Genomic DNA, 22,487 nt, shown 5'->3' with positions numbered 1-22,487 from the left:
ACCGACCGTCGATCGCACACGACGTGGCGAGCGGGACGTCATCTGCGTCAGCGGACTGAAGCCCGCCCCGGCGGCGTGGGGGCGGGTTGGACGGTGGCGATCAGCGCAGACCGGATCGCCTGATCTGGGCGCCATCTCGAATGCGATACCCGCACGCTTGCGAGCGGGAGGCTCACCCAGTCCCGGCCTTTGGCCCATGAAGGGTCCACTGCTCCGCACGCGGAGGCAGGCAAAAAAAACTTACTGCCGGCTGACGCCCATGTCGCCGAGGAACTTGCGCGGGTTCTGCACGCGGCCGTTCTCCCAGACTTCGAAGTGCACGTGTGCGCCGGTCGAGCGTCCGGTCGAGCCGGCCTTCGCGATCTCGTCGCCGACGCGGACCAGGTCGCCCACCTTCACCACGTTGCGCGAGTTGTGCGCGTAGCGGGTCACGTAGCCGTTGCCGTGGTCCACTTCGACCACATTGCCGTAGCCGCTGCGCACGCCCGAGTAGCTGACCACGCCATCGGCGACGGTCATCACGCGATCGCCGGTGCGGGCGTCGAAGTCGATGCCCTTGTGGAACTGGCCACCGCGACCGAACGGGTCGGCGCGATAGCCGTAGGACGAGGTCACGTAGCTGCTCGCCACCGGCGAGCGCGACGGCAGTGCGTTCTGCTCGATCCGGCGATCGAACAGCAGCGCTTCGAGCACGGAGAGCTGCTGGCCGGAGTTGGCGAGATCGCCGTCGAGCGCGTCCATGCCGCCGATCAGCTTGCGGGCCGGCATGTCGCGCGCCGGTTCCGCACCACCCTGGCCGACCGGACGGTCGAAGTCGAACTCGCCGTCTTCCAGGCCCGCGCCACGCGCAAGGCGGTCACCGAGGGCATTGAGCCGGTTGGCCTGCGCCTGCAGTTCGCCCATGCGGGCGGCGAGTGCGTTGATCTCGCGCTGCGCGTCGCGGCGGGTGTCTTCGATGCCCTGCTCGTTCGCCGAGGCCACGCCGTGCATGCGCGCGACTTCGGCGGCATTGAGCGCGGCGCCGCCGCACAGGCTGGCGACCGCAACGGCGGTCATGACGGTGAGGGGCTTGCGGACCGCGAGTGCGCGGGCCTTGGCGGCCACCTGCGCAGCGCGGCCGCGCATATCATTCAACAACGAATCTAGAGTCATGCGTGCCAATGTCTGATTTCAGGTCCAGGTCCAAGCCACCCCGCATCGGTGCATCCCGTAGCGGGATTCCGACGGCCGCGCTGGACGCGGCACTGGGTGGTGCGTCGGCCGATCCGATCCGCCGGGCCATGTGGCTCGACGCGCTGGACCGCCGCCTCGTTCCCCTGCTCCCGCCGTCGCTGGCGCCGCATGCGCGGCTGGCCAATGTCGATGGCAGCAGGCTGGTCTTCCTCGTCGATTCGCCCATCTGGCACGCCAGGCTGCGCCTGTCGGCCGATGTGCTGCTCGACGCCGCCCGGTCCATCGGGCTGGATGTCAGCGACATCGTGATCAGGACCTCGACCCGACCGCTTCGACCGGAAGTCGATGCAGGCCGTGCCCGTCCGACACCGCCGTCCGCCGTGGCCCGCAAGGCCGTGGCAGCCGCGCTGGCCTCGTTGCAACCGCCTGATGACGACGACAACGGGACGCGATGAGTCGGGAGATCCGTCTTCCCCTGGTCACCGACGTCGACGTCGGGTGAAGGGGAGCGGGCATCCTACCGGCGGTGCGTCGGCGGGAAGTTAACTGAAAATTAAATATTCAGAAATTCAAAGTTAAATTTCTGTTATCTGCGCGGTGAGCCCTGAACTGCTCCGACTCGATGTCGAAGAAGTTCATCGCGGATTGCCGAAGCTGAATGCCGCGGATCAGGCGATCGCGGGCGTGCCGTAGGCGACCGGCGCAGGCGCGGTCTGGTCGAAGCTGATCTTTTCCCACGCATCCGCTTCGGCCAGCAATGCGCGCACCAGCTTGTTGTTGAGCGCGTGGCCGGACTTGTAGCCGACGAAACGGCCGAGGATCGGGTGACCGGCGAGGTACAGATCGCCCACCGCGTCGAGGATCTTGTGCCGCACGAACTCGTTGGCGTAGCGCAGGCCGTCGTCGTTGAGCACGCGGAACTCGTCGAGCACGATCGCGTTGTCCATCGAGCCGCCGAGGCCGAGGTTGCGCTCACGCATGTATTCGAGATCGCGCATGAAGCCGAAGGTGCGTGCGCGGCTGACTTCGCGGATGTAGGCCTCGGTCGAGAACTCGACTTCGGCGCGCGACTGCGCGACCGGGATCGCCGGGTGATCGAAGGCGATGGTGAAGTCGAGCTTGAAGCCGTCGTAGGGCTCGAAGCGCGCGATCTTGTCGCCTTCGCGCACTTCCACCGGCTTGAGCACGCGGATGAAACGCTTGGGCGCGTCCTGCTCGACCACGCCGGCCGACTGCAGCAGGAACACGAAAGGACCGGACGAGCCGTCCATGATCGGCACTTCGGCCGCGGACAGTTCGATATAGAGGTTGTCGACGCCCAGGCCCGCGAGCGCGGACATCAGGTGTTCGACGGTCTGCACGTTGGCCGGGCCGCAACTCAGGCCGGTGCACAACGTGGTTTCGGTGACGAGGTTGCCGTCAGCCGGAATCTCGACCACGGGATCCAGGTCGACACGGCGGAACACGATGCCGGTGTCGGGCGCTGCCGGACGCAAGGTCAGGAACACTTTCTCGCCACTGTGCAGGCCGACGCCTGTCGCGCGGATCACGTTCTTGATGGTGCGTTGGCGGGGCATGGGGGAGTCCGCAGGGAGGGAGGATCCGCGTGTCCGTCATGGGACTGTCATCGGAACCGGGGGGCAGATTATCACGGCACCGCCTGAACCTGAACGAAAGCGCGGCGGTGCTTCAGAACGCCGGATGCATGCGGAAATCCGCACGGCAGCGCCGGAAAACGGTCCACCGGGAACCCCGGTGGACCCAAAGGCGCCGCGCGGACAACGCGACGCCGGGCAAAGCTTCATGGCGGGAGGACGATCCGCCATGCAGCGGCACGCCATCGCCGCGCACCGCTCAACGGTGCGCGCACGACGGACTGCCGCGATCGACGCGGATCAGTCGGCCGGGCGGCGCAGGGCGCGACGAAGCGCTTGCGAGGCACTGCCTCGCGCTTCGTCGCGCGCCTGGCCATGGATGGCCGGGCCGGACCTGCCGGAGCCGATGATCTGCGCCATGGATGGCATCAGTCAGCCTGGCGACGCAGGAAAGCAGGAATATCCAGGTAGCTGCTGTCGCTGCCGAAGTCGGCCGCCTTCGGCGCGTCCGACGATTCGGCGCGGGTCGCACCACGCAGCGGCGAGGCCGCCGACGCGCCACCACCGTTGCCGCGCAGCGAGGCCGCGATGCTGTGACCCGGGCTGTACGGGGCCACGGCGTCGGACTCGTCGTCGATCAGCATGCCGGTCGTGCCGTCGCGGACACCGCGCTGGTTGTTGCTGATCAGCTGCACCTGCGGCTTGCCGCGGCCGGCGCTGTCGCCGTTGTAACCGGTGGCGCGCGCGGGTGCACGGTTGAGGCCGGTGGCGACCACGGTCACGCGGACTTCGTCCTGCATGTCGGGATCGAGCACGGTGCCGATGACGATGGTCGCGTCTTCGCTGGCGAAGTTCTCGACGGTGCGGCCGACTTCGTCGAACTCGGCCATCGTGAAGTCCGCGCCGGCGGTGATGTTGACCAGGATGCCGTTGGCGCCGGCCAGGTTGACGTCGTCGAGCAGCGGGTTCTGGATCGCGGCTTCGGCGGCGGCCTGCGCGCGGTCGTCGCCACGTGCGTTGCCGGTGCCCATCATCGCCAGGCCCATTTCCGACATCACGGTGCGCACGTCGGCGAAGTCGACGTTGATCAGGCCCGGACGGACGATCAGGTCGGCGATGCCCTGCACGGCGCCCAGCAGCACGTCGTTGGCGGCGCGGAAGGCCTGGATCATCGTGGCGTTACGGCCCAGGACGGTGATCAGCTTCTCGTTGGGAATGGTGATCAGCGAGTCGCAATGCGCCGACATCTCTTCGATGCCCTTGAGCGCGACCTGCATGCGGCGACGGCCTTCGAACGGGAACGGCTTGGTGACCACGGCGACGGTCAGGATGCCCATCTCCTTGGCCAGCTGCGCGACGACCGGCGCTGCGCCGGTGCCGGTGCCACCGCCCATGCCGGCGGTGATGAACACCATGTCCGCGCCCTGCAGCGCATCCATGATGATCTCGCGGTCTTCGAGTGCGGCCTGACGGCCGACTTCCGGGTTGGCGCCTGCGCCCAGACCCTTGGTGACGCTGCTGCCGAGTTGCAGCTGCAGCTTGGCGCCGCAATTCTTGATCGCCTGCGAGTCGGTGTTGGCGGTGATGAACTCCACGCCGTCGACGCTGTTGTTGACCATGTGGGCGACCGCGTTGCCGCCGCCGCCGCCGACGCCGATGACCTTGATCACCGCGTTTGGAGCCATCTTCTCGACCAGTTCGAAATGTGCCATGTCCGTCGTCCTCTGGGTTTGGGCCGGGTTCGGCGTGGTGTCCACGTCCTTCCCGGCATCTATTGGTTTAGGTACCGCCTGCCGCACTTGCGTCTGTCGCCGTCGCCCTGCCCGCCGCATCCCGCACTGGCGCGAATCAGAATTCGCCGTTGAACCGCGCCCACATCTTTTTCACCCACCCGCCGGCGCGACCGCCGGAAACCACCGGACGCCGCGGGTGCTCGATCTGGCTGCCCATCAGCAGCAGGCCCACGCCGCTGGCGTGCACCGGATTGCCGACCACTTCGCCCAGGCCCGTGACGTGCTGCGGAATGCCCACGCGCACCGGCATCTGCAGCATTTCCTCGGCGAGTTCGACCACGCCTTCCATCTTCGAAGCGCCGCCGGTCAGCACCATGCCGGCGCGGACGTGCTGCTCGAAGCCCGAGCGGCGCAGTTCGGCCTGCACCATCTCGAAGATCTCCTCGTAACGCGCCTGCACCGCCTGCGCCAGCGACTGGCGCGGCAGCCGGCGCGGCGGACGATCGCCGACGCTCGGCACCTGGATCGATTCTTCCGACGTTGCCAGCTGCGCGAGCGCGCAGGCATAACGGACCTTAATTTGTTCGGCTTCCGGCGTCGGCGTGCGCAGCATGTGCGCGATGTCTTCGGTGACCTTGTCGCCGGCGATCGGCAAGCTGGCCGTGTGACAGATCGCGCCCTGCACGAACACCGCCAGATCCGTCGTGCCCGCACCCATGTCGACCAGCACCACGCCGAGCTCGCGCTCGTCCGAGGTGAGCACCGCGGTGCTCGAGGCCAGCGACGACAGGATCAGATCGTCGATCGAGAGGCCGCAGCGCTGCACGCACTTGCTGATGTTGGCGGCGGCCGACTGCGCGCACACCACGAGATGCGCATGCACTTCCAGGCGCACGCCGGTCATGCCGACCGGATTGCGGATGCCTTCCTGCGAATCGTCGAGCACGTACTCGCGCGGAATCGCATGCAGGATCTTCTGGTCGGCCGGAATCGCGACGGCCTTGGCGGCGTCGAGCACGCGATCGAGGTCGGCCCAGGTCACTTCGTTGTCGCGGATCGGCACGATGCCCGGCGAGTTACGGCACTGCACGTGGTTGCCGGAGATCGACGCGTAGACCGAGCGGATCTCGCAGCCGGCCATCAGCTCGGCCTCTTCGACGGCGCGCTGGATCGACTGGACCGTCGATTCGATGTCGACCACCACGCCGCGCTTGAGCCCGCGCGATTCGTGGCTGCCGATGCCGATGACTTCGATCGGGTTGCCCGGCGAATACTCGCCGACCAGCGCCACCACTTTCGAGGTGCCGATGTCGAGTCCGACGATGAGCGTCTTGTCGCCTTTGCGGTTCATGTGAGGCCGTGCTTCTGGATGCGGAGTGCGTGGGAGATCGGGGCCACCGCGACGCGGTTGGCAGGTGCGCCGGCCGGCGCCGCGGCGCCTGCAGCGGCAGCGGCTTCGGCCGCTTCGGGCTGCGCCCAGACGAGAGCGAAGCCGTTGGTGTAACGGAGGTCTGCGCGCGCGAGCGGCTCGCTGCGGCCGGTGGTCAGGCGCGGCAGCATCCGTGCAAACCGCGCCAGGCGCAGGCGCGCTTCCTGGCTGCCGACGATGACTTCGGTGCCGCTCGACAGCGTCAGCTGCCAGCTGCCGCGCGCGTCGAGCACGACGCGCTCGACCTGCACGCCGGCGCCGCCGAACAGATCACGGGATTCGTTGTAGAGCGCGACGATGTCGGCGATGCGGTTCTCCGGACCGTCAAAGCGCGGCATCTCCGCCGGCGCCTCGACGCCTTCGGCGGCGAACAGCCGGCCGCGCGTCGACAGCAGGCGCGCGTCGCCCCAGTGCGCGAACGGCACGTGTTCGGCGATCCGCACTTCCAGCACGTCCGGCCACTTCTTGCGCACTTCGACGCCCGCGACCCACGGCACGCGTGCGACATCGCGCTGCGCATCGCCTAGATCGACGGCGAAGAAGCCGCGCTGCGCATGCGGCAGCACTGCAGCGCGTACGCGCGCGGTGTCGACCTGTTCCAGGCCGTCGTTGATGCGCAGCACGCGCAGCGGCCAGCGCTCGGCGCCGATCCAGCCGTTGACGACGGCGACCACCGGCAGGGCCACCAGCGCAATCGCCAGTGCCCAGGCCAGGACCCGCGCCATCGTGCCGAACGCCTGGTTCATCGCGGCGCCACCTCCGAAGGGATGGTCGCTTCGAGCACGCGCCAGCACAGCGCCGGATAGTCGATGCCGATCTTCGCCGCGGCCTTGGGCACCAGCGAGTGGCTGGTCATGCCCGGCGCGGTGTTCACTTCGAGCAGCAGCAGCGCGCCGGTGCGGCGATCGCGCATCACGTCGACGCGGCCCCAGCCGCTGCAGCCGGCCGACACGAACGCATCGACCGCGAGCGCGCCGATGCGCGTCTCGTCGTCACCGTCCAGGCCCGGGCACAGGTACTGGGTGTCGTCGGACACGTACTTGGCGTCGTAGTCGTACCAGGCGCCCTTGGGCACGATACGGATCGACGGCAGCGCGCGCGGGCCGTCGACGTCTTCGATCACCGCGACGGTGAGTTCGTCGCCCTCGACCATCTGTTCCATCAGCAGCTCGCCGGGATAGCGCGCGGCGAGTGCGACCGCGGCGTCCAGGTCGGCGTCTTCGAACACGCGGCTGATGCCGACGCTCGAGCCTTCCTTCGACGGCTTGATGATGACCGGCAGACCGATCTCTCGCGCAGCGGCGTGTACGTCGTCGCCCGGCTGCAGACGGCGGTAACGCGGCGTCGGCAGATCGAGGCTCATCCACACCTGCTTGGTGCGGATCTTGTCCATGGTCAGCGCCGAACCCAGCACGCGCGAACCCGTGTACGGGATCGCGAACGCATCGCACAGACCCTGCACCACGCCGTTCTCGCCATCGCCGCCGTGCAGGATGTTGAAGACGCGGTCGAACTCGCCGGCGACGATCGCCTTCGCGAGCGCGGGCACGCCATCGACGGCATGCGCATCGACACCGCGCGCGCGCAGCGCATCGAGCACGCCCTGCCCCGACTGCAGCGAGACCTCGCGTTCCGAACCCGGGCCGCCGAGCAGCACGGCGACGCGGCCGAACACGGCCGGATCGGTGAAACGCGGCGGCGACAGCGTCAGGCTCATCGCGCGGCCTCCGTCGTCTGGAAACCGGATTGCGCCAGCTGCTGCACGGCCGCGCCGATGTCACCGGCGCCCATCATCAGCAGCAGATCGCCGTCCTGCAGGATGTCGGGCAGCACGCCGGCGAGCTCGTCGGCGCCGCTGACGACGACGGGATCGATGCGGCCGCGCGCACGGATCGCACGCGCCAGCGCTTTGGCATCGGCGCCGGCGATCGGCGCTTCGCCGGCCGGGTAGACCTCGGTCAGCACCAGCGCGTCGACATCCGACAGCACGCCGGCGAAATCGTCGAACAGATCGCGGGTGCGGCTGTAGCGGTGCGGCTGAAACGCGACCACGAGGCGGCGATCACGCCAGCCACCGCGGGCGGCTTCGAATACCGCAGCCAGTTCCTTGGGGTGATGGCCGTAGTCGTCGACCAGCTGCACGCGTGCGCCGGTCGGGGTGACCAGTTCGCCGAGCAGATTGAAGCGGCGGCCGATGCCTTCGAAGCGGCCGAGCGCGGCGACGATGGCTTCCGGCGCGACGCCGAGCTGCCAGCCCACGGCCGCGGCGGCGAGTGCGTTGAGCACGTTGTGGCGACCCGGCAACGCGAGGCGCGCCCGGATGCGGGTGTTTTCGGGCAGGCACAGCGTGAACGTCATCGCCGCGCCGTCCTGGCCGATGTCTTCGGCGCGCACGTCGGCGTCTTCCGACAGGCCGTAGGTCATCACGTGACGCGGCGTCTCGGACGCGAGGCGCGCGACTTCGGCATCGTCGATGCAGAGCACCGCCAGGCCGTAGAACGGCAGGCGGTGCAGGAATTCATGGAATGCGGCCTGCACACGGGCGAAGTCGCCGCCGTAGTTCTCCAGATGATCGGCGTCGATGTTGGTGACGATCGCGATCAGCGGATTCAGGCGCAGGAAGCTGCCGTCGCTTTCGTCGGCCTCGGCCACCAGCCAGTCGCCACTGCCCAGTCTCGCGTTCGCGCCTGCAGCCAGCAGCTGACCACCGACCACGAAGGTCGGATCGAGACCGCCTTCGGCAAGCACGCTCGCGGTCAGCGAGGTCGTCGTCGTCTTGCCGTGCGTGCCGGCCACCGCAATGCTGCGACGGAAGCGCATCAGCTCGGCGAGCATTTCGGCGCGCGGCACCACCGGAATGCGCTGCGCGCGCGCTTCCATCAGTTCGGGATTGTCGTGACGGATCGCGCTCGACACGACCACGCAATCGGTGCCGAGCACATTCGCCGCGGCGTGGCCGCGATGCACGGTCGCGCCGAGGCGCGTGAGGCGACGCGTCGTCGCACTGTCGGCGGTGTCGGACCCCGATACCTTGTAGCCCAGCGTGCACAGCACTTCGGCGATGCCGCTCATGCCGATGCCGCCGATGCCGACGAAATGCACGCGCGAGAACACCTTGGCGAAGTCTTCCTTCGACAGGCCGCGGGTCTGGTGGAGACGACGGATCATGCTTGGCTCCTGCCGCCGAAGCTCGGTTCGACGCGCTGCTGCAGGCGGCTGGTGCCGCGCGACAGCGACGCCGACTGCACGGGCAGCGGCGGCTGGGTGGTGGGACGCACCGGGCCGGCCGGCGCCGGCGCTGCGGCATCGCCGCGCAACCGGGCGACCTGGCGCTGGGCGCGGTCGAGTTCGTAGGAGACGCGCAGCAGCAGGCCCATCGCCACGCAGGTCATCATCACGCTGGAACCGCCCGAGGACACCAGCGGCAGCGTCAGACCCTTGGTCGGCAGCAGGCCGAGATTCACGCCGATCGACACCAGGCTCTGCAGGCCGATCATCAGCGCCACGCCGAACGCGCAGTAACCGGCGAAGTGGCGGCGCATCTCGACGCACTTCAGGCCGACCCACAACGCACGGCCGACCAGCGCGACGAACAGGCCGATCACCAGGCACACGCCGATGAAGCCGAGTTCTTCGGCCAGCACCGAGAAGATGAAGTCGGTATGCGCTTCGGGCAGGTACGACAGCTTCTGCACCGAGGCCCCCAGGCCTACGCCTGCGAACTCGCCGCGGCCCACCGCCATAAGCGCATTGCTGAGCTGGTAGCCGGCGCCGAGCTGGTCCTCCCACGGATTCATGAAGGACGTGATGCGGCGCATGCGGTAGGGCTCGAGCACGGCGACGCCGATCACCAGCGGCAGCAGACCGATGACCGGCAGCATCATGCGCTGGAGATGTCCGCCGCCGAGCACCAGCATGCCGCCGGTTACGCCCAGCAGCAGCATCGACGAACCGAAGTCGGGCTGCAGCAGCAGCAGCGCGACCAGCACCACCGCGACGCCGATGGGCTTGAGCATCGCGCCCCAGGTCGCGTTGACGTCGTCCCGGAAGCGCACCAGATAGCTGGCGAGCCAGACGATGTAGATCACCTTGACGGCTTCGACGACCTGGAAGTTCGACACACCCAGCCAGATCCAGCGATGCGCGCCGTTGACCGAGCGCCCCAGGCCGGGCACGAACACCAGCAGCAACAGGCCCACGCAGCCGAGCAGCAGGAAGCGGTCGTACTTCTCGACCGTCTTGAGTTCGGTGCGCATCACCGTCACCGCCAGTGCCAGGCCGATGGCCAGGAACATCAGGTGGCGCGTCAGGAAGTGGTAACGGCCGACGTCGAGGTCTTCGCCGATCGCGATCGAGCTCGACGCGACCATGATCACGCCGAGCGTCGCGATCGACACGATGATGCCGACCAGCCACGGATCGAATCGGCCCACGATGTCGTCGATGCGCGTCGCCTGGCGGGCGGCGCTGTCGTGGGCGTGCTGCTCGTATGGCCGGGCCATCAGCGCACCTTCAACGTGGCGAGGCCGACCAGCACCAGGATCACCGAGATGATCCAGAAGCGCACGATCACGCGCGGCTCGGGCCAGCCCTTGAGTTCGAAGTGATGATGGATCGGCGCCATGCGGAACACACGCTTGCCGGTCAGCTTGAAGCTGGCGACCTGGATCATCACCGACAGCGTTTCGATGACGAAGATGCCGCCCATGATCACCAGCACCAGTTCTTGGCGCACGATCACCGCCATCGTGCCGAGCACGGCGCCGAGCGCCAACGCACCGATGTCGCCCATGAAGACCATGGCCGGATACGTGTTGAACCACAGGAAGCCGAGCCCGGCCCCGGCGATCGCCGCGCAGATGATCACCAGTTCACCCGCGCCCGGCACCTGCGGGATCTGCAGATAGTTCGAGAACACCGCGTTGCCCGAGGCATACGCGAACACGCCCAGACCGCAGGCGACCAGCACGGTCGGCATGATCGCCAGACCGTCGAGGCCGTCGGTGAGGTTCACCGCGTTCGAGAAGCCGACGATCCAGAAGTAGGCGATCGCGACGAAGCTGATACCGGCCAGCGGCAGGGCGATCGACTTGAACAGCGGCACGTAGAAGGTCGTGGCCGCAGCGACGTCGGCGTACAGATAGAGATACAGGCCGGCGGCGAGGCCGAAGATCGACTGCAGCAGGTACTTCCAGCGCGATTTCAGGCCATTGGGATCGCGCTTGACGATCTTGATCCAGTCGTCGTACCAGCCGATCGCGCCGAAGGCCAGCATCACGGCCATCACCACCCACACGTACCTGTTGCGCAGATCGCCCCACATCAGCACCGACAGGAAGATCGTCAGCAGGATCAGTGCGCCGCCCATGGTCGGCGTGCCGGCCTTGGAGAAATGCGTCTGCGGGCCGTCCTGACGGATCGGCTGGCCGCCCTTGAACTGGGCGAGCTTGCGGATCACCGCCGGGCCCAGCCACAGCGACAGCAGCAGCGAGGTCAGCGCCGCGAGGATGCCGCGGAACGTCAGGTACTCGAACAGCTTGAAGAAGTCTTCCAGACCCTGCAGCCAGCGGGCGAGTTCAAGCAGCATGTCCGGTTCCTTCAGTGGTGCGCAGCGCGGTGACCACACGGTCCATCGCACTGCCGCGCGAGCCCTTCACCAGCACGCGCGCATCGGCGTGCAGGTCGGCCCGCAGCGCTTCGATCAGCGCCTCGTGGGTATCGAATCGGCGCGCACCGTCGCCGAAGGCATCGGCCGCGGCCGCGCTCAGTGCGCCCAGCGCGTACAGCCGCGCGATGCCGGCGGACTTCGCGCGCACGCCGGCCTGAGCGTGCATCGCCGCGCCGTCGCTGCCGAGTTCGCGCATGTCGCCCAGCACCAACCAGCGGTCCCCGCCGCCGGCGGCGAGCGTGTCGATGGCGGCATTGAGCGAACCGGGATTGGCGTTGTAGCTGTCGTCGATCAGCACCGCGCCGTCGGCCACCGTGTAGCGGACCAGGCGGCCGGACACGGCTTCGGCGCTGCCCAGTGCGGCGACGATGGTGGCCAGCGGCACGCCGGCCGCGAGCGCGATGGCCGTCGCGGCGAGCGCGTTGCGCACGTTGTGGCGACCCGGCAGCGGCAGCGCGACGTCGGCCTCGCCCACAGGCGTGAGCAGACGGAAACGCGCACCGGTCTCGTCGAGGCGCACGTCGCGCGCGGAGATGTCGGCCGTGGCCTCGATGCCGAAGCGCAGCAGGCGACGGCCGTGCGCGCGCTGCGCGAAGAACGGGGCGAAGGCATCGTCGGCATTGATGACGGCGGTGCCGTCGGCCGGCAGCGCATCGTAGATCGCAGCCTTGGTGTCGGCGATGCCGAGCAGGCTGCCCATGCGCTCCATGTGCGCCGGCGCGATGTTGTTGACCAGTGCGATGCGCGGCTGCGCGATCGCGGTCAGATACGCGATGTCGCCCGGCTTGCCGGCGCCCATCTCGTAGACCGCGAACTGCGCATCTTCCGGTGCATCGAGCACGGCCAGCGGCAGACCGATCTCGTTGTTGAAGTTGCCGGGGTTGAAGCTGGTGGACGCGTGACGCGACAGGATCGCGGCGACCAGCTGCTTGACGCTGGTCTTGCCGTTGCTGCCGGTGATCGCCACGACCGTCGCCGCGCGCGCACGCTGGACCGCGGTCGCCAGTGCACCGAGCGCCAGCTGCGGATCGGCGACGACGATCTGCGGCAGCGCGATGTCGAGCGGACGCGCGACCAGCGCCGCGCGCGCACCGCGGGCCGCGGCATCGGCGACGTGATCGTGCCCGTCGAAGGTGTCACCCTTCAGCGCGACGAACAGCAGTGCGTGCACTTCAGCCGCGTCGAGCTTGCGGGTGTCGGTGGCGACGGCGTCGATCGGAAAATCGCTGTCGACGCCGTGCAGGCGACCGTTGACCAGCTGGGCGATGCGGGCGAGCGACAACGGATTCATCGCGCGCCCTCCGCGTTGCGTGCATCCAGCGCGGCCTGCGCGACGACGCGGTCGTCGAACGCATGCTGCACGCCGTCGATCTCCTGGTAGGGCTCGTGGCCCTTGCCGGCGATCAGCACGATGTCGCCCGGCTTCGACTCACCAATCGCACGTTCGATCGCGCGGCGACGGTCGCGCTCGATCGCGACAGACTCGGGTCGTGCGAAGCCGGCCATGATGTCGGCGACGATCGCATCGCCGTTTTCGCCGCGCGGGTTGTCGTCGGTGACGATGACGCGGTCGGCATTGGCTTCGGCAATGGCCGCCATCTGCGGACGCTTGCCGGTATCGCGCTCGCCGCCACAGCCGAACACGCAGACCAGCTCGCCGCGCAGATGGCCGCGCAGCGACTGCAGGGCCTGCTGCAGCGGATCGGGCTTGTGCGAGTAGTCGACGACGACCAGCGGTTGCGTGTCGCCGCCACCGAGGCGGTTCATGCGGCCGGCAATCGGCTGCAGCCTGGCGAGCACGCGCGCGATGTCCGCGGGGGCATGTTCCAGCGCGCGCAGCACGCCGGCGACGACCAGCAGGTTGTCGACGTTGAAGCGGCCGAGCAGCGCCGCGCGTACCGGCAGCGACTGGCCGTCGATGCGCAACGAGAACCCGATGCCGCGGTCGTCGAGCGCTATGTCGTGCGCGGCGATGTCGGCGGCGGCATCGCCGGCGGCGCTGATCATGATCGCGCGGACGCCGTCGGCGAGTTGCGCGGGCAGCGTCGCGCCGAAGGCATCGTCGATGTTGATCACGGCGGCCTTCAGGCCCTCGCGCACGAACAGCTTGGCTTTCGCCGCGCCATAGCCGGCCATGTCGCCGTGGTAGTCGAGATGGTCGCGGGTGAGGTTGGTGAACACCGCAACGTCGTAATGCACCGCGTCGACGCGGCCCTGGTCGAGCGCGTGCGAGCTGACTTCCATCGCCACCGCAGCTGCGCCGGCGTCGCGCAGTTGCGCGAGCAGCGCATGCGTCTGCAGCACCAGCGGCGTGGTGAAGCCGGTCGGCTCGACGGCGCCATGCAGACCGGCGCCGAGCGTGCCGATGGTGCCAGCGCGCGTGCCGATGGCCTCGAAGGCCTGCGCGAGCAGCTGCACCGTCGAAGTCTTGCCGCTGGTGCCGGTCACGCCGACCATCGTCATCGCGCGCGACGGCTGGCCGTGGAACGTATCGGCCATCGCGCCCATGCGCGCACGCAGACCGGCGACGGCGATCGCATCGGCCGGCAGCGACGCAATCTCCGCCGGCACCGGCGGTTCGAACAGGATCGCGCTGGCACCAGCGGCGCGCGCGACGTCGGTGAAGTGCAGACCGTGCGTGCCGAAGCCGCCGATCGCGACGAAGGCGTCGCCCGGACGGATCGCGCGGCTGTCCTGCACCAGACCGGTGATCACCGTGTCGGCCGGCACCGCAGCCACGTCGGGCAACAATGCGTTGAGGGCCATCGCGCGGCTCATCGCTGGCCTCCGGCGACGTGTGTCGCGGCGACCGGCGTGCTCTGCACGGCGGAAACGACCGGCGCGACCGCAGGCGTCGCCGGCGCGGGCACGGCACGGCCCTGCTCGCGCGCACGCTTGGCGTCGGCCGTGGCCTGCGCGGCCAGCCAGGTGTCGATATCGTCCGGCGGCACGTCCATCAGGCGCAGCGCGCCGTCCATGACCCGCTGGAACACCGGCGCGGACACGTAGCCGCCGCCGTAGGTGGAACCGCCCTTGGACGTATCCGGATCGTCGATGACCACGGCCATCGCGAAGCGCGGATTCTCGACCGGCACCAGGCCGGCGAAGAATGCGAGGTAACGCCGCGCGTATCCGCCGCCGCTGGCCTTGCGCGCCGTGCCGGACTTGCCGGCGACGTGATAGCCGAGGATCGCCGCGCGCGTGCCGGTGCCGCCGGGTTCGGTGACGGTCTGCATCATCCGCACCACTTCATCGGCGACCGCGGCCGAGACGACCTGGCGCGATTCGCCGGCGTGGCCCTTGACGAAGGTCGGCGCGATCGAGCGGCCGTGGTTGCCGAGCGTGGCGTAGGCGTGCGCGATCTGCATCGGTGTGACCGACAGGCCGTAGCCGTAGGACATGCCCTGCTTGCTCGTGCCGCTCCAGCGCGAGGGATCCGGGAACAGGCCCGCGGCTTCGCCCGGGAATCCGCTGCCGGTGCTTTGGCCGTAGCCGAAGCTGCGCACGAAATCGTAGAAGTACTGGTTCTCGAGCTTGTGCACGATCATCGCCGAGCCGACGTTCGAGCTCTTGGTGATGATGCCGGTGGTGTCGAGCACGCCGTAGTTGCGGAAATCGCTGGTGCGGAAGCGACCGTTCGGAATCCAGCCGGGGCTGGTGTTGAACGTGCTGGCCGGGGTGATGACGCCCTTCTCCAGCGCCGCGGCCACGGTGATCGGCTTCATCGTCGAGCCGGGCTCGAGCAGATCGGTCACCGCGCGGTTGCGGTGCGCATCGCGGTTCTCGCCGGTGACGCGGTTGTTGTTGTAGGTCGGCAGGTTGGCCATCGCCAGCACCTCGCCGGTGGCCACTTCGAGCACGACGATCGAGCCCGCGCTCGCGCCGGTTTCCTCCAGCGCGCGGCGCAGCTCGCGATGCGCGAGGAACTGGATGCGGCGGTCGATGCTCAGCACCAGGTCCTTGCCCGGCTCGGCGGCGCGCACCAGGCTCACGTGTTCGACGATGCGGCCGTGGCGATCACGGATCACGTTCTGCGCGCCCGGCTTGCCGGCCAGCCACTCGTCGAACGCGAGCTCCACGCCTTCCTGGCCGTTGTCGTCGATGTTGGTGAAGCCCAGCACGTGCGAGACCGCTTCGCCCTGCGGGTAGAAACGGCGGTATTCGCGCTGCGAGAACACGCCCGGCACGCCGAGATCGAGCACGCGCTTGGCCGCTACCGGGCTGATCCGGCGGTGGCGCGGGAGATACATGAATTCCTTGTCGGCGCGCTGCGACACCGCACGCGACAGCTCCTCGAGCGGCAGACCGGTGGCTTGGGCCAGCTCAGGCAGACGATCGGGATGCTTGCTCAGTTCCTGCGGATTGGCCCACAGCGATTCGACCGGCGAGGAGATCGCCAGCGGCTCGCCGTTGCGGTCGGTGATCATGCCGCGCGAGGCCGGGATCGGCACTTCGCGGCGGAAGCGCGCATCGGCCTTCTGCTGGTAGAACGCGTTGTCGATCAGCTGCAGGTCCACCGCGCGGCCCACCAGCGCCACCGCGCCCAGGCCCAGCGCGCCGCCGACCAGCATCAGGCGCAGGCGCAGATCGAACTGCGCGCGCTTGCGCGGCTTCTTGGCGTGGCCGTCGCCGGCCTTGATGAACTTGCGGAAGTTCATGGGCGCACCACGACGATTTCGGCCGTCTCGGGGAAGCGCATGCCCAGACGCTCACGCGCGACCTGGTCGACGCGGTTGCTCATCGCCCACGTCGCCTGTTCGAGCTGGAGACGGCCGAAGTCGATGTTGAGTTCGTCGCGCGCGCGCTCCAGACGGGTCAGGGCGATGTAGAGCTGGCGATAGTCGTGGCGGGCGTGGACCACGCCGATCGCGGTGATCACGTTGGCGGCGAGCAGGATCGCGACGACGAGATGGCGCAGCTTCATGCGGCCGCCTCCAGCTTCTCGGCCACGCGCAGCACCGCGCTGCGGGCGCGCGGGTTGGCGCGCAGTTCGGTCTCATCGGCCTTGGTCGCGTCGGCGACGATGCGCAGGCGCGGCACGAACGGCGCGGCTTCTGGCAGACGGCGATTGCCGGCCGGCGCCTTCGCATGACCGGCGATGAAGCGCTTGACGATGCGGTCTTCCAGCGAGTGGAAGCTGATCACCGCGAGACGGCCGCCGGGACGCAGCGCCGCGAGCGCGGCGTCGAGACCGGTTTCGAGATCGGCCAGTTCGCGATTGATGTGGATGCGGATCGCCTGGAACGAACGCGTCGCCGGATTCGTCTCCTTCTGGCCCGGCTTGGACTTGCTGCGCGGCACGTTGGCGCCGATCACCGCGGCGAGATCGGCGGTACGCAGGAACGGCGTCTCGGCCCGACGCGCGACGATCGCACGCGCGATGCGGCGGCTCATGCGCTCTTCGCCGTAGGTCCACAGCACATCGGCGATCGCGGCCTCGTCGGCGCGCGCGATCCACTCGGCCGCGCTCTCGTCCGCGTCCGGATCCATGCGCATGTCGAGCGGACCGTCCTTGCCGAAGCTGAAACCGCGCTCGGCAACGTCGAGCTGCGGCGAGGACACGCCCAGATCGAACAGCACGCCATCGAGGGGCGCTTCGGTGGCCTCATGCCAGCCGGTCAGCTCGATGAAGCTGCCGCGGTAGATCGACACGCGCGGATCCTCACCGAAACGGGCCTGGGCGACGGCGATCGCCTCGGGATCCTTGTCCATCACCAGCAGGCGGCCATCGGCGCCCAGTTGCGCGAGCACGCCGGCGGCATGACCGCCGCGGCCGAAGGTGCCATCGAGATAGCGGCCATCCGGGCGCACGTGCAGGCCGTCGAGCACCTGCGCGTACAACACCGGGAGGTGGCCGGACATCGCATCCGTACCACCGGCGGTCACAACGGCAATCCTTCGAGATCGTCGCCGGCCATGTCCTCGTCGGTCAGGGTCTGGCGGATCTGCGCCTGGTGCGCCTGCTCGCTCCAGAGCTCGAACTTGTCGCCCATGCCCACCAGCACCGCGCGGCGGTCGATGCCGACCGTGTTGCGCTGGCTGGACGGAATGCCGATGCGGCCACTGGCGTCGGGTTCGAGCACCGTGGCGGCGCCGACCAGCTTGAGCTGCAGGATGCGGTTGCGGGCCAGCGTGCGCGGCAGCGCATTGACCTGGTCGCGGAGCGTTTCCCAGGCCTTGAACGGGTAGAGGTACAGCCCGCCGGCATCGAAGGGGTTGTACGTCAGGACCAGCCGGTTGTCGCATTCACGCGCGACGAAGTCCCGATAGGCGGTGGGAATCGCCAGTCGGCCCTTCTCGTCGATGGTGATGGCGGTCTCGCCCTGCAACACGTCCGTTCCTGCCCGTTGGGTGCCCGTCTGAAGCGGGCTTTGGCGTTCGGAAAACCACGAAATTCCCGGTTTCCCCACGAGTCGCCACCTTAGGACCCGCCATTTGGGTTGTCAACAGCTTTGTCGAGAACTTTTCACCTGTCTGGTCAATGACTTGCAGCACTCTTCAGAGACTTGTTCAAGCTTTATCCACAAGCTTCTGTTTCGTCTCAAATTTTGAGATTCGGGTGAATTTGGCGATGAACGGAACCCTCACAAGGGCTTCACGCAATCGGCTTGCTGCATCGCAGCATTCACGTGTTTCGGGCAGGGGTCGGAGGGGCGTTGCGCGGACCAGTGGCCGGTCAAGCCGGTTCAGGTCGCATCGCAACTCGAACCAGGCGGGATCGGACGCCCGGTGTCCTCGATCGCGGGCGACACCTTCATCGATCCGGCTTCGATACCAAGTGAGCCGGACCGAGCAGACACCTTTCCCTCAGGGAGAGGTCGAGGCGCACAGCGCGTCGAGTGAGAGCGGACACACCACGCGACACCGCCTCCAATGCTTCGGAGGCTTCAGACAGAAAGGTGGCGGAGCCGGCCGATAAGCCGGGTTCTGTCGTGGACAGTCATTCCTCTAGGCGCACCGTCACCGGTACGCTCGAGCAACCTACCCGGACCCGACGCGGGCAACGTCATGAGGTCCCTATTTGGTCTTGCTCCAGGTGGGGTTTGCCGTGCCGGTCTGTTGCCAGACTCGCGGTGCGCTCTTACCGCACCATTTCACCCTTGCCGTCCTGCTTAAAGCAGTCTTGGGCGGTATCTTTCTGTTGCACTTTCCGTCGGCTCGCGCCGCCCAGGCGTTACCTGGCACCTTGCCCTGTGGAGCCCGGACTTTCCTCGGCATCGCCGGATGCGAGCACCCGGGATGACGCGACTGTCTGGCCGACTCCGCCGCGCGCATTGTCGCACGCCGGTGACACCGCAGACCGGCGCCCTGCGCTCAGTCGGTGGATGCCCGTTCCAGCAACGTGGTGAACGCGACGCCGAATTCCGGCGACAGCGTCGCGTCGTTGTGACCACGACCCGGCACGATCACCAGCTGCTTGACGCCCGCCTGCAACGGCGTCGCATCGAACAGCACCTGCGAGAACTTCGGCGCGGTGGTGACGTCGAGTTCGCCGACCACATACAGCACCGGCTCGTCGAGCCGACGCGCGACGTCGAGGTTGCCGGTCTTCTGCAGGGCTGGCGCGATGTCGAAGCGCCGCACCGCAAGCCGCGTCCAGAAGCCGGCCCGCGCGCGCATCGCCCGGGTCCAGTCCTCGGCGGTGGTCATCGAGCTCTCCAGCACCAGACCATCGAGCTGTCGCGCGTCGGCCACGTAACCGGCGAAGAAGCTGCCCAGCGACTGGCCGTGCACGATCAGCGGCCGGCCTGTCGTCTCGGCGCGCACCTGGTCGTAGACCTGCAATGCGTCCGCGCGCAGCCCGTCGATGGTCGGCGTGCCGGTGCTGGCGCCATAGCCACGATGATCGACCAGCACCAGATCCACCGGCAATCCCGCGTAGGCATCGAAGATGCGTCGGGCGTGCAGACCGGTGCGGAAACCGTTGCCGCCGAAATACAGCACCGTCGCGCGGGCGTCGGCGCGCTTGAGGTCGACGCGATAGATCGACACGTCGTCCGGCGTGTCGATCCGCGATTCGGTGGCGGTGTAACCGGCATGCGTGGCGGCCAGCACGGCGAGATCGGGCGGCGGTGCCGGCATCGGCCGGACCAGATGCGACTCTTTCAGCGAATAGGTGCAACCGGCCATGACGACACACAGCGCGACGACCACCAGGCCGCGGACGGATCGGGACTGCATGCGGTGACTTCCTTCCTTGGGACACCGTTGGACGCGATCAGGTGTCCGGAGTTCCCTGCCCGTACAGCGACTTGCGCGGCGCGCCGGTGATGTCGGCGGCGAGCTTCGCGGCCAGCGAGGGCTTTATCTCGCGGGACAGCAGTGCATATACGCGCCGGCCTTCGGCCAGCCGCGCATCGACATCGTCGCCAGCGCCTTCGATCAGCACCACGAACTCGCCCTTGCGCTGGTCGGCCTCGCCGGCGACGCGCGCGGCCAGGGCCTCCAGCGGACCGTCCAGCACGGTCTCGAACAGCTTGGTCAGTTCGCGCGCCACCACCGCCGGACGCGCGCCGCCGAAGGTCTGCACGGCATCGGCCAGCATCTCCTCGATGCGGTGCGAGGATTCGTAGAACAGCACCGTGCGCGGCTCGGACGCGAGCGTCCGCAGGCGTTCCCGGCGGGCACCGGCCTTGGCCGGCAGGAAGCCTTCGAACACGAAGCGGTCGCTCGGCAGACCCGCGACGCTCAGCGCGGCGATCAGCGCGCTCGGTCCCGGCACCGGCGAGACGCGAAGCCCCGCCTCGCGGGCGGCGCGCACCAGCCGGAAGCCGGGATCGCTGACCAGCGGCGTGCCGGCATCGCTGACCAGCGCCAGCGACTCGCCGGCCTGCAGACGCTCGACCAGACGCGCGGCCAGGCCGTCCTCGTTGTGTTCGTGCAGGGCGATCAGCGGGCGCTCGATGCCGAAGTGGCCGAGCAGCTGGCGCGTGTGCCGGGTGTCCTCGGCGCAGATCGCATCGACGCTGCGCAGCACTGCCTGCGCGCGCGGCGACAGGTCGCCCAGATTGCCGATGGGCGTCGCCACGACGTGCAGGACGCCGGGGGCGCGGGAAGGGTCGCTCATCGTCTGCACACCGGGAACGCTAGAATGCACCCATTATCCCGCAGCGGAACCGCGACATGGCAGCAACGGCCCAGCCTTCGAACGCCCGCACGCGCACGACGCGCGCCGTCGGTGCGCCGCCCCGCGCTCTGCGCCTGCTCGCCGGCGCTGCGCTGGTGGCGGCGCTCGCCAGCTGCGCGACCGTGCAGACCACCGGCAGTGCCGGCCCGGTCGCGGCGCCGTCGGAAGCGCCGGCTGCGCCGGGTCGCTGGACCTTCGACGACACCCGCCCGGCCGCCGAGCGCGATGGCTACCGCCCGCCGCGCAAGCTCGCCGTGCTGCTGCCGATGAGCGGCGCACTCGCGACCGCCGCTGCGCCGGTCCGTGATGGCCTGCTGGCCGGCTACTACGGCGAGCGCCGCGAGCGCCCCGAACTCGCGTTCTACGACACCGCCGGCACCGCGGCCGGCACCGCGAACGCCTACAGCCGCGCGATCGCCGAAGGCGCCGACCAGGTCGTCGGTCCGCTCGGCCGCGAGGAAGTCGACGCGCTGTTCCACAGCCCCGCGCAGGTGCCGGTGATCGCGCTCAACCGCGGCTCCGTGCAGGCGCCGGACAACGCGGCTGCGTTCTCGCTGGCGCCCGAAGACGAAGGCGACGCCGCGGCGCAGTACCTGCTCAAGCGCAACGCGCGCAACGTGCTGGTGCTGAGCAACGGCGAAGACGCCGCGCGTCGCAGCGTCGATGCGCTGACCGCGCGTCTGGCCCAGAACGGCGGCAGCGTCGTGGCGACGCTTGCGATCGTCGGTGACACCCCCGTCGACCAGACGCCGGCGCTGCAGAACGCGTTGGCCGGCGGCGCCGGTGTCGACGCGGTGTATCTCGCGATCCGCGGCAACCAGGCGCGCGTGCTCGCGCCGCAGCTGTCGGTCGCCGGTCTCGCGACGCGCCCGCGCGTCGGCAGCTCGCTGCTGGCGCAAGGCACCGGCAAGGCAGAAGAAGACCAGATTCTCGACGGCATCGTGTTCCCGACCGAAAGCTGGTCGACCGGCGCCAGCGCGCGTTCGCTGCCGCCGCTGACCGAGGTGTCGCGCGAACTGCCCACCGCACGGGGCGGCGCGGCGCGCCTGTTCGCATTCGGCTTCGACGCGTGGCTGCTGAGCGGCTATCTCGAACACCTCGCCCGCACGCCCGATGCCGCCATCGGCGGCGCGACCGGCATGCTGCGCATCGCCGGCGACGGCAACGTCATGCGCCAGCCCGCATGGGCCACGTGGCGCAACGGCTACGTGGTGCCGCAGGCGGACGCCGGCGGTTGAACGACCGGCGGCGCGATGGCGCTGCCGTCGAGCAGGCAGCGGCCGCGCACCTGCAGGCCGCCGGCCTGCGCCCCCTCGCCGCGAACGTCGGTTTCCGCGGCGGCGAACTCGATCTGGTGATGCTCGACGCACGCGGCGCGACGCGCGTCGTCGTCTTCGTCGAAGTCCGCCATCGCCGCACCGCGGCGTTCGGCGGTGGCGCGGCCTCGATCGATGCCGGCAAACGCCGGCGACTGGTGCTGGCTGCGCAGCAGTTCCTGATGCGTGAGCGTGGGCTGCGTGATCTGCCCTGCCGGTTCGATGTGGTGGAAGCGAGTGGCGATGCCGATGCGCCGACGCTGCGGTGGATCGAGGATGCGTTCCGCGCGGATGATTGATCCGTTCTGGCGGGACGCGACTCCATCTCTGCGTTCGATTTTTAATGCCGTCGTGTACTTGCGCTGACGGCTGCTAGGCCCTGGCCTCGTTATCTCTTCGGCTTTCGCTCCAGCTCCAGCTCCAGCTCCAGCTCTGGCTTCGGCTTT

Annotated in this window: 20 protein-coding genes and 1 other RNA gene; 3 read left to right on the top strand and 18 right to left on the bottom strand. The window is 68.8% G+C overall.

Going from position 1 to position 22,487, the window contains the following annotated elements:
- Positions 1-240: 240 nt before the first annotated feature.
- Positions 241-1,152: a M23 family metallopeptidase gene (locus V3391_RS16470; protein WP_425497281.1), complete on the bottom strand. Its 912-nt coding sequence runs from the start codon at positions 1,150-1,152 to the stop codon at positions 241-243.
- A gap of 8 nt (positions 1,153-1,160) precedes the next feature.
- Here V3391_RS16470 and V3391_RS16465 point away from each other — a divergent pair, with 8 nt between their 5' ends.
- A complete protein-coding gene (locus V3391_RS16465; protein ID WP_332079510.1) occupies positions 1,161-1,628 on the top strand; it encodes a DciA family protein in 468 nt (155 codons plus the stop codon).
- A gap of 213 nt (positions 1,629-1,841) precedes the next feature.
- Here the strand turns inward: V3391_RS16465 and lpxC are convergent, their stop codons facing one another.
- From lpxC to rsmI, 17 genes are all read right to left on the bottom strand, one after another.
- Entirely contained in the window at positions 1,842-2,750 is a 909-nt protein-coding gene (gene lpxC, locus V3391_RS16460) for a UDP-3-O-acyl-N-acetylglucosamine deacetylase (RefSeq protein WP_332079509.1), read from the bottom strand.
- A 446-nt stretch (positions 2,751-3,196) separates the two neighbouring features.
- On the bottom strand, positions 3,197-4,480 hold the full coding sequence (gene ftsZ, locus V3391_RS16455; RefSeq protein ID WP_232134304.1) for a cell division protein FtsZ: 1,284 nt from the start codon (positions 4,478-4,480) through the stop codon (positions 3,197-3,199).
- A 136-nt stretch (positions 4,481-4,616) separates the two neighbouring features.
- Complete coding sequence (gene ftsA, locus V3391_RS16450) at positions 4,617-5,852, bottom strand: cell division protein FtsA (RefSeq protein WP_332079508.1); 1,236 nt, start codon at positions 5,850-5,852, stop codon at positions 4,617-4,619.
- Entirely contained in the window at positions 5,849-6,676 is an 828-nt protein-coding gene (locus V3391_RS16445; protein ID WP_332079507.1) for a cell division protein FtsQ/DivIB, read from the bottom strand. The genes ftsA and V3391_RS16445 overlap by 4 nt, the downstream gene beginning before the upstream one ends.
- The gene (locus tag V3391_RS16440; RefSeq protein WP_332079506.1) at positions 6,673-7,647 is read right to left on the bottom strand and encodes a D-alanine--D-alanine ligase; all 975 of its coding nucleotides are present in this window, start codon (positions 7,645-7,647) and stop codon (positions 6,673-6,675) included. The genes V3391_RS16445 and V3391_RS16440 overlap by 4 nt, the downstream gene beginning before the upstream one ends.
- Positions 7,644-9,098: a UDP-N-acetylmuramate--L-alanine ligase gene (murC, locus tag V3391_RS16435; protein WP_332079505.1), complete on the bottom strand. Its 1,455-nt coding sequence runs from the start codon at positions 9,096-9,098 to the stop codon at positions 7,644-7,646. The genes V3391_RS16440 and murC overlap by 4 nt, the downstream gene beginning before the upstream one ends.
- Positions 9,095-10,432, bottom strand: a complete 1,338-nt coding sequence (gene ftsW, locus V3391_RS16430) for a putative lipid II flippase FtsW (protein ID WP_332079504.1) — start codon at positions 10,430-10,432, stop codon at positions 9,095-9,097. The genes murC and ftsW overlap by 4 nt, the downstream gene beginning before the upstream one ends.
- Entirely contained in the window at positions 10,432-11,517 is a 1,086-nt protein-coding gene (mraY, locus tag V3391_RS16425; RefSeq protein WP_332079503.1) for a phospho-N-acetylmuramoyl-pentapeptide-transferase, read from the bottom strand. Before mraY ends, ftsW begins: the two co-directional genes overlap by 1 nt.
- Positions 11,507-12,889 carry a UDP-N-acetylmuramoyl-tripeptide--D-alanyl-D-alanine ligase gene (locus V3391_RS16420; protein WP_332079502.1) on the bottom strand — a complete coding sequence of 461 codons (1,383 nt, stop codon included), beginning with the start codon at positions 12,887-12,889 and terminating at the stop codon, positions 11,507-11,509. The genes mraY and V3391_RS16420 overlap by 11 nt, the downstream gene beginning before the upstream one ends.
- Positions 12,886-14,364: a UDP-N-acetylmuramoyl-L-alanyl-D-glutamate--2,6-diaminopimelate ligase gene (locus V3391_RS16415; protein ID WP_332079721.1), complete on the bottom strand. Its 1,479-nt coding sequence runs from the start codon at positions 14,362-14,364 to the stop codon at positions 12,886-12,888. Before V3391_RS16415 ends, V3391_RS16420 begins: the two co-directional genes overlap by 4 nt.
- A gap of 8 nt (positions 14,365-14,372) precedes the next feature.
- Positions 14,373-16,256, bottom strand: a complete 1,884-nt coding sequence (locus tag V3391_RS16410; RefSeq protein WP_332079501.1) for a peptidoglycan D,D-transpeptidase FtsI family protein — start codon at positions 16,254-16,256, stop codon at positions 14,373-14,375.
- Positions 16,253-16,522, bottom strand: coding sequence for a cell division protein FtsL (gene ftsL / locus V3391_RS16405; protein ID WP_425497280.1), 270 nt, complete (start codon positions 16,520-16,522; stop codon positions 16,253-16,255). Before ftsL ends, V3391_RS16410 begins: the two co-directional genes overlap by 4 nt.
- Complete coding sequence (gene rsmH / locus V3391_RS16400; RefSeq protein ID WP_332079500.1) at positions 16,519-17,460, bottom strand: 16S rRNA (cytosine(1402)-N(4))-methyltransferase RsmH; 942 nt, start codon at positions 17,458-17,460, stop codon at positions 16,519-16,521. Before rsmH ends, ftsL begins: the two co-directional genes overlap by 4 nt.
- 20 nt (positions 17,461-17,480) lie before the next feature.
- Positions 17,481-17,930 carry a division/cell wall cluster transcriptional repressor MraZ gene (locus V3391_RS16395; protein WP_332079499.1) on the bottom strand — a complete coding sequence of 150 codons (450 nt, stop codon included), beginning with the start codon at positions 17,928-17,930 and terminating at the stop codon, positions 17,481-17,483.
- A 568-nt stretch (positions 17,931-18,498) separates the two neighbouring features.
- An RNA gene (rnpB, locus tag V3391_RS16390) (RNase P RNA component class A) lies at positions 18,499-18,862 on the bottom strand.
- A gap of 50 nt (positions 18,863-18,912) precedes the next feature.
- The gene (locus V3391_RS16385) at positions 18,913-19,779 is read right to left on the bottom strand and encodes an alpha/beta hydrolase (RefSeq protein WP_332079498.1); all 867 of its coding nucleotides are present in this window, start codon (positions 19,777-19,779) and stop codon (positions 18,913-18,915) included.
- A gap of 37 nt (positions 19,780-19,816) precedes the next feature.
- Positions 19,817-20,665 carry a 16S rRNA (cytidine(1402)-2'-O)-methyltransferase gene (rsmI, locus tag V3391_RS16380; protein ID WP_332079497.1) on the bottom strand — a complete coding sequence of 283 codons (849 nt, stop codon included), beginning with the start codon at positions 20,663-20,665 and terminating at the stop codon, positions 19,817-19,819.
- A gap of 56 nt (positions 20,666-20,721) precedes the next feature.
- Between rsmI and V3391_RS16375 the strand changes: the two genes are divergently transcribed.
- Together V3391_RS16375 and V3391_RS16370 are read left to right on the top strand one after the other, a co-directional pair.
- Positions 20,722-21,963: a penicillin-binding protein activator gene (locus V3391_RS16375; RefSeq protein WP_332079496.1), complete on the top strand. Its 1,242-nt coding sequence runs from the start codon at positions 20,722-20,724 to the stop codon at positions 21,961-21,963.
- Positions 21,909-22,340 (top strand): YraN family protein, encoded by a 432-nt coding sequence (locus V3391_RS16370; RefSeq protein ID WP_425497279.1) that lies wholly within the window; start codon positions 21,909-21,911, stop codon positions 22,338-22,340. Before V3391_RS16375 ends, V3391_RS16370 begins: the two co-directional genes overlap by 55 nt.
- The last annotated feature ends 147 nt before the right edge of the window (positions 22,341-22,487 follow it).

The sequence above is a fragment of the Luteimonas flava genome (assembly GCF_036584485.1).
Classification (GTDB): Bacteria; Pseudomonadota; Gammaproteobacteria; order Xanthomonadales; family Xanthomonadaceae; genus Luteimonas; species Luteimonas flava.
The sequence above is the reverse complement of the archived record's forward strand: the minus strand, read 5'-3'. Positions and strand labels throughout refer to the sequence as shown.

Excerpts from the sequence above, each read along its gene's own strand:
- V3391_RS16470 (WP_425497281.1), bottom strand. The coding sequence starts at position 1,152 with ATGACTCTAGATTCGTTGTTGAATGATATGCGCGGCCGCGCTGCGCAG.
- V3391_RS16465 (WP_332079510.1), top strand. The coding sequence starts at position 1,161 with ATGTCTGATTTCAGGTCCAGGTCCAAGCCACCCCGCATCGGTGCATCC.
- lpxC (WP_332079509.1), bottom strand. The coding sequence starts at position 2,750 with ATGCCCCGCCAACGCACCATCAAGAACGTGATCCGCGCGACAGGCGTC.
- ftsZ (WP_232134304.1), bottom strand. The coding sequence starts at position 4,480 with ATGGCACATTTCGAACTGGTCGAGAAGATGGCTCCAAACGCGGTGATC.
- ftsA (WP_332079508.1), bottom strand. The coding sequence starts at position 5,852 with ATGAACCGCAAAGGCGACAAGACGCTCATCGTCGGACTCGACATCGGC.
- V3391_RS16445 (WP_332079507.1), bottom strand. The coding sequence starts at position 6,676 with ATGAACCAGGCGTTCGGCACGATGGCGCGGGTCCTGGCCTGGGCACTG.
- V3391_RS16440 (WP_332079506.1), bottom strand. The coding sequence starts at position 7,647 with ATGAGCCTGACGCTGTCGCCGCCGCGTTTCACCGATCCGGCCGTGTTC.
- murC (WP_332079505.1), bottom strand. The coding sequence starts at position 9,098 with ATGATCCGTCGTCTCCACCAGACCCGCGGCCTGTCGAAGGAAGACTTC.
- ftsW (WP_332079504.1), bottom strand. The coding sequence starts at position 10,432 with ATGGCCCGGCCATACGAGCAGCACGCCCACGACAGCGCCGCCCGCCAG.
- mraY (WP_332079503.1), bottom strand. The coding sequence starts at position 11,517 with ATGCTGCTTGAACTCGCCCGCTGGCTGCAGGGTCTGGAAGACTTCTTC.
- V3391_RS16420 (WP_332079502.1), bottom strand. The coding sequence starts at position 12,889 with ATGAATCCGTTGTCGCTCGCCCGCATCGCCCAGCTGGTCAACGGTCGC.
- V3391_RS16415 (WP_332079721.1), bottom strand. The coding sequence starts at position 14,364 with ATGGCCCTCAACGCATTGTTGCCCGACGTGGCTGCGGTGCCGGCCGAC.
- V3391_RS16410 (WP_332079501.1), bottom strand. The coding sequence starts at position 16,256 with ATGAACTTCCGCAAGTTCATCAAGGCCGGCGACGGCCACGCCAAGAAG.
- ftsL (WP_425497280.1), bottom strand. The coding sequence starts at position 16,522 with ATGAAGCTGCGCCATCTCGTCGTCGCGATCCTGCTCGCCGCCAACGTG.
- rsmH (WP_332079500.1), bottom strand. The coding sequence starts at position 17,460 with ATGTCCGGCCACCTCCCGGTGTTGTACGCGCAGGTGCTCGACGGCCTG.
- V3391_RS16385 (WP_332079498.1), bottom strand. The coding sequence starts at position 19,779 with ATGCAGTCCCGATCCGTCCGCGGCCTGGTGGTCGTCGCGCTGTGTGTC.
- rsmI (WP_332079497.1), bottom strand. The coding sequence starts at position 20,665 with ATGAGCGACCCTTCCCGCGCCCCCGGCGTCCTGCACGTCGTGGCGACG.
- V3391_RS16375 (WP_332079496.1), top strand. The coding sequence starts at position 20,722 with ATGGCAGCAACGGCCCAGCCTTCGAACGCCCGCACGCGCACGACGCGC.
- V3391_RS16370 (WP_425497279.1), top strand. The coding sequence starts at position 21,909 with ATGGGCCACGTGGCGCAACGGCTACGTGGTGCCGCAGGCGGACGCCGG.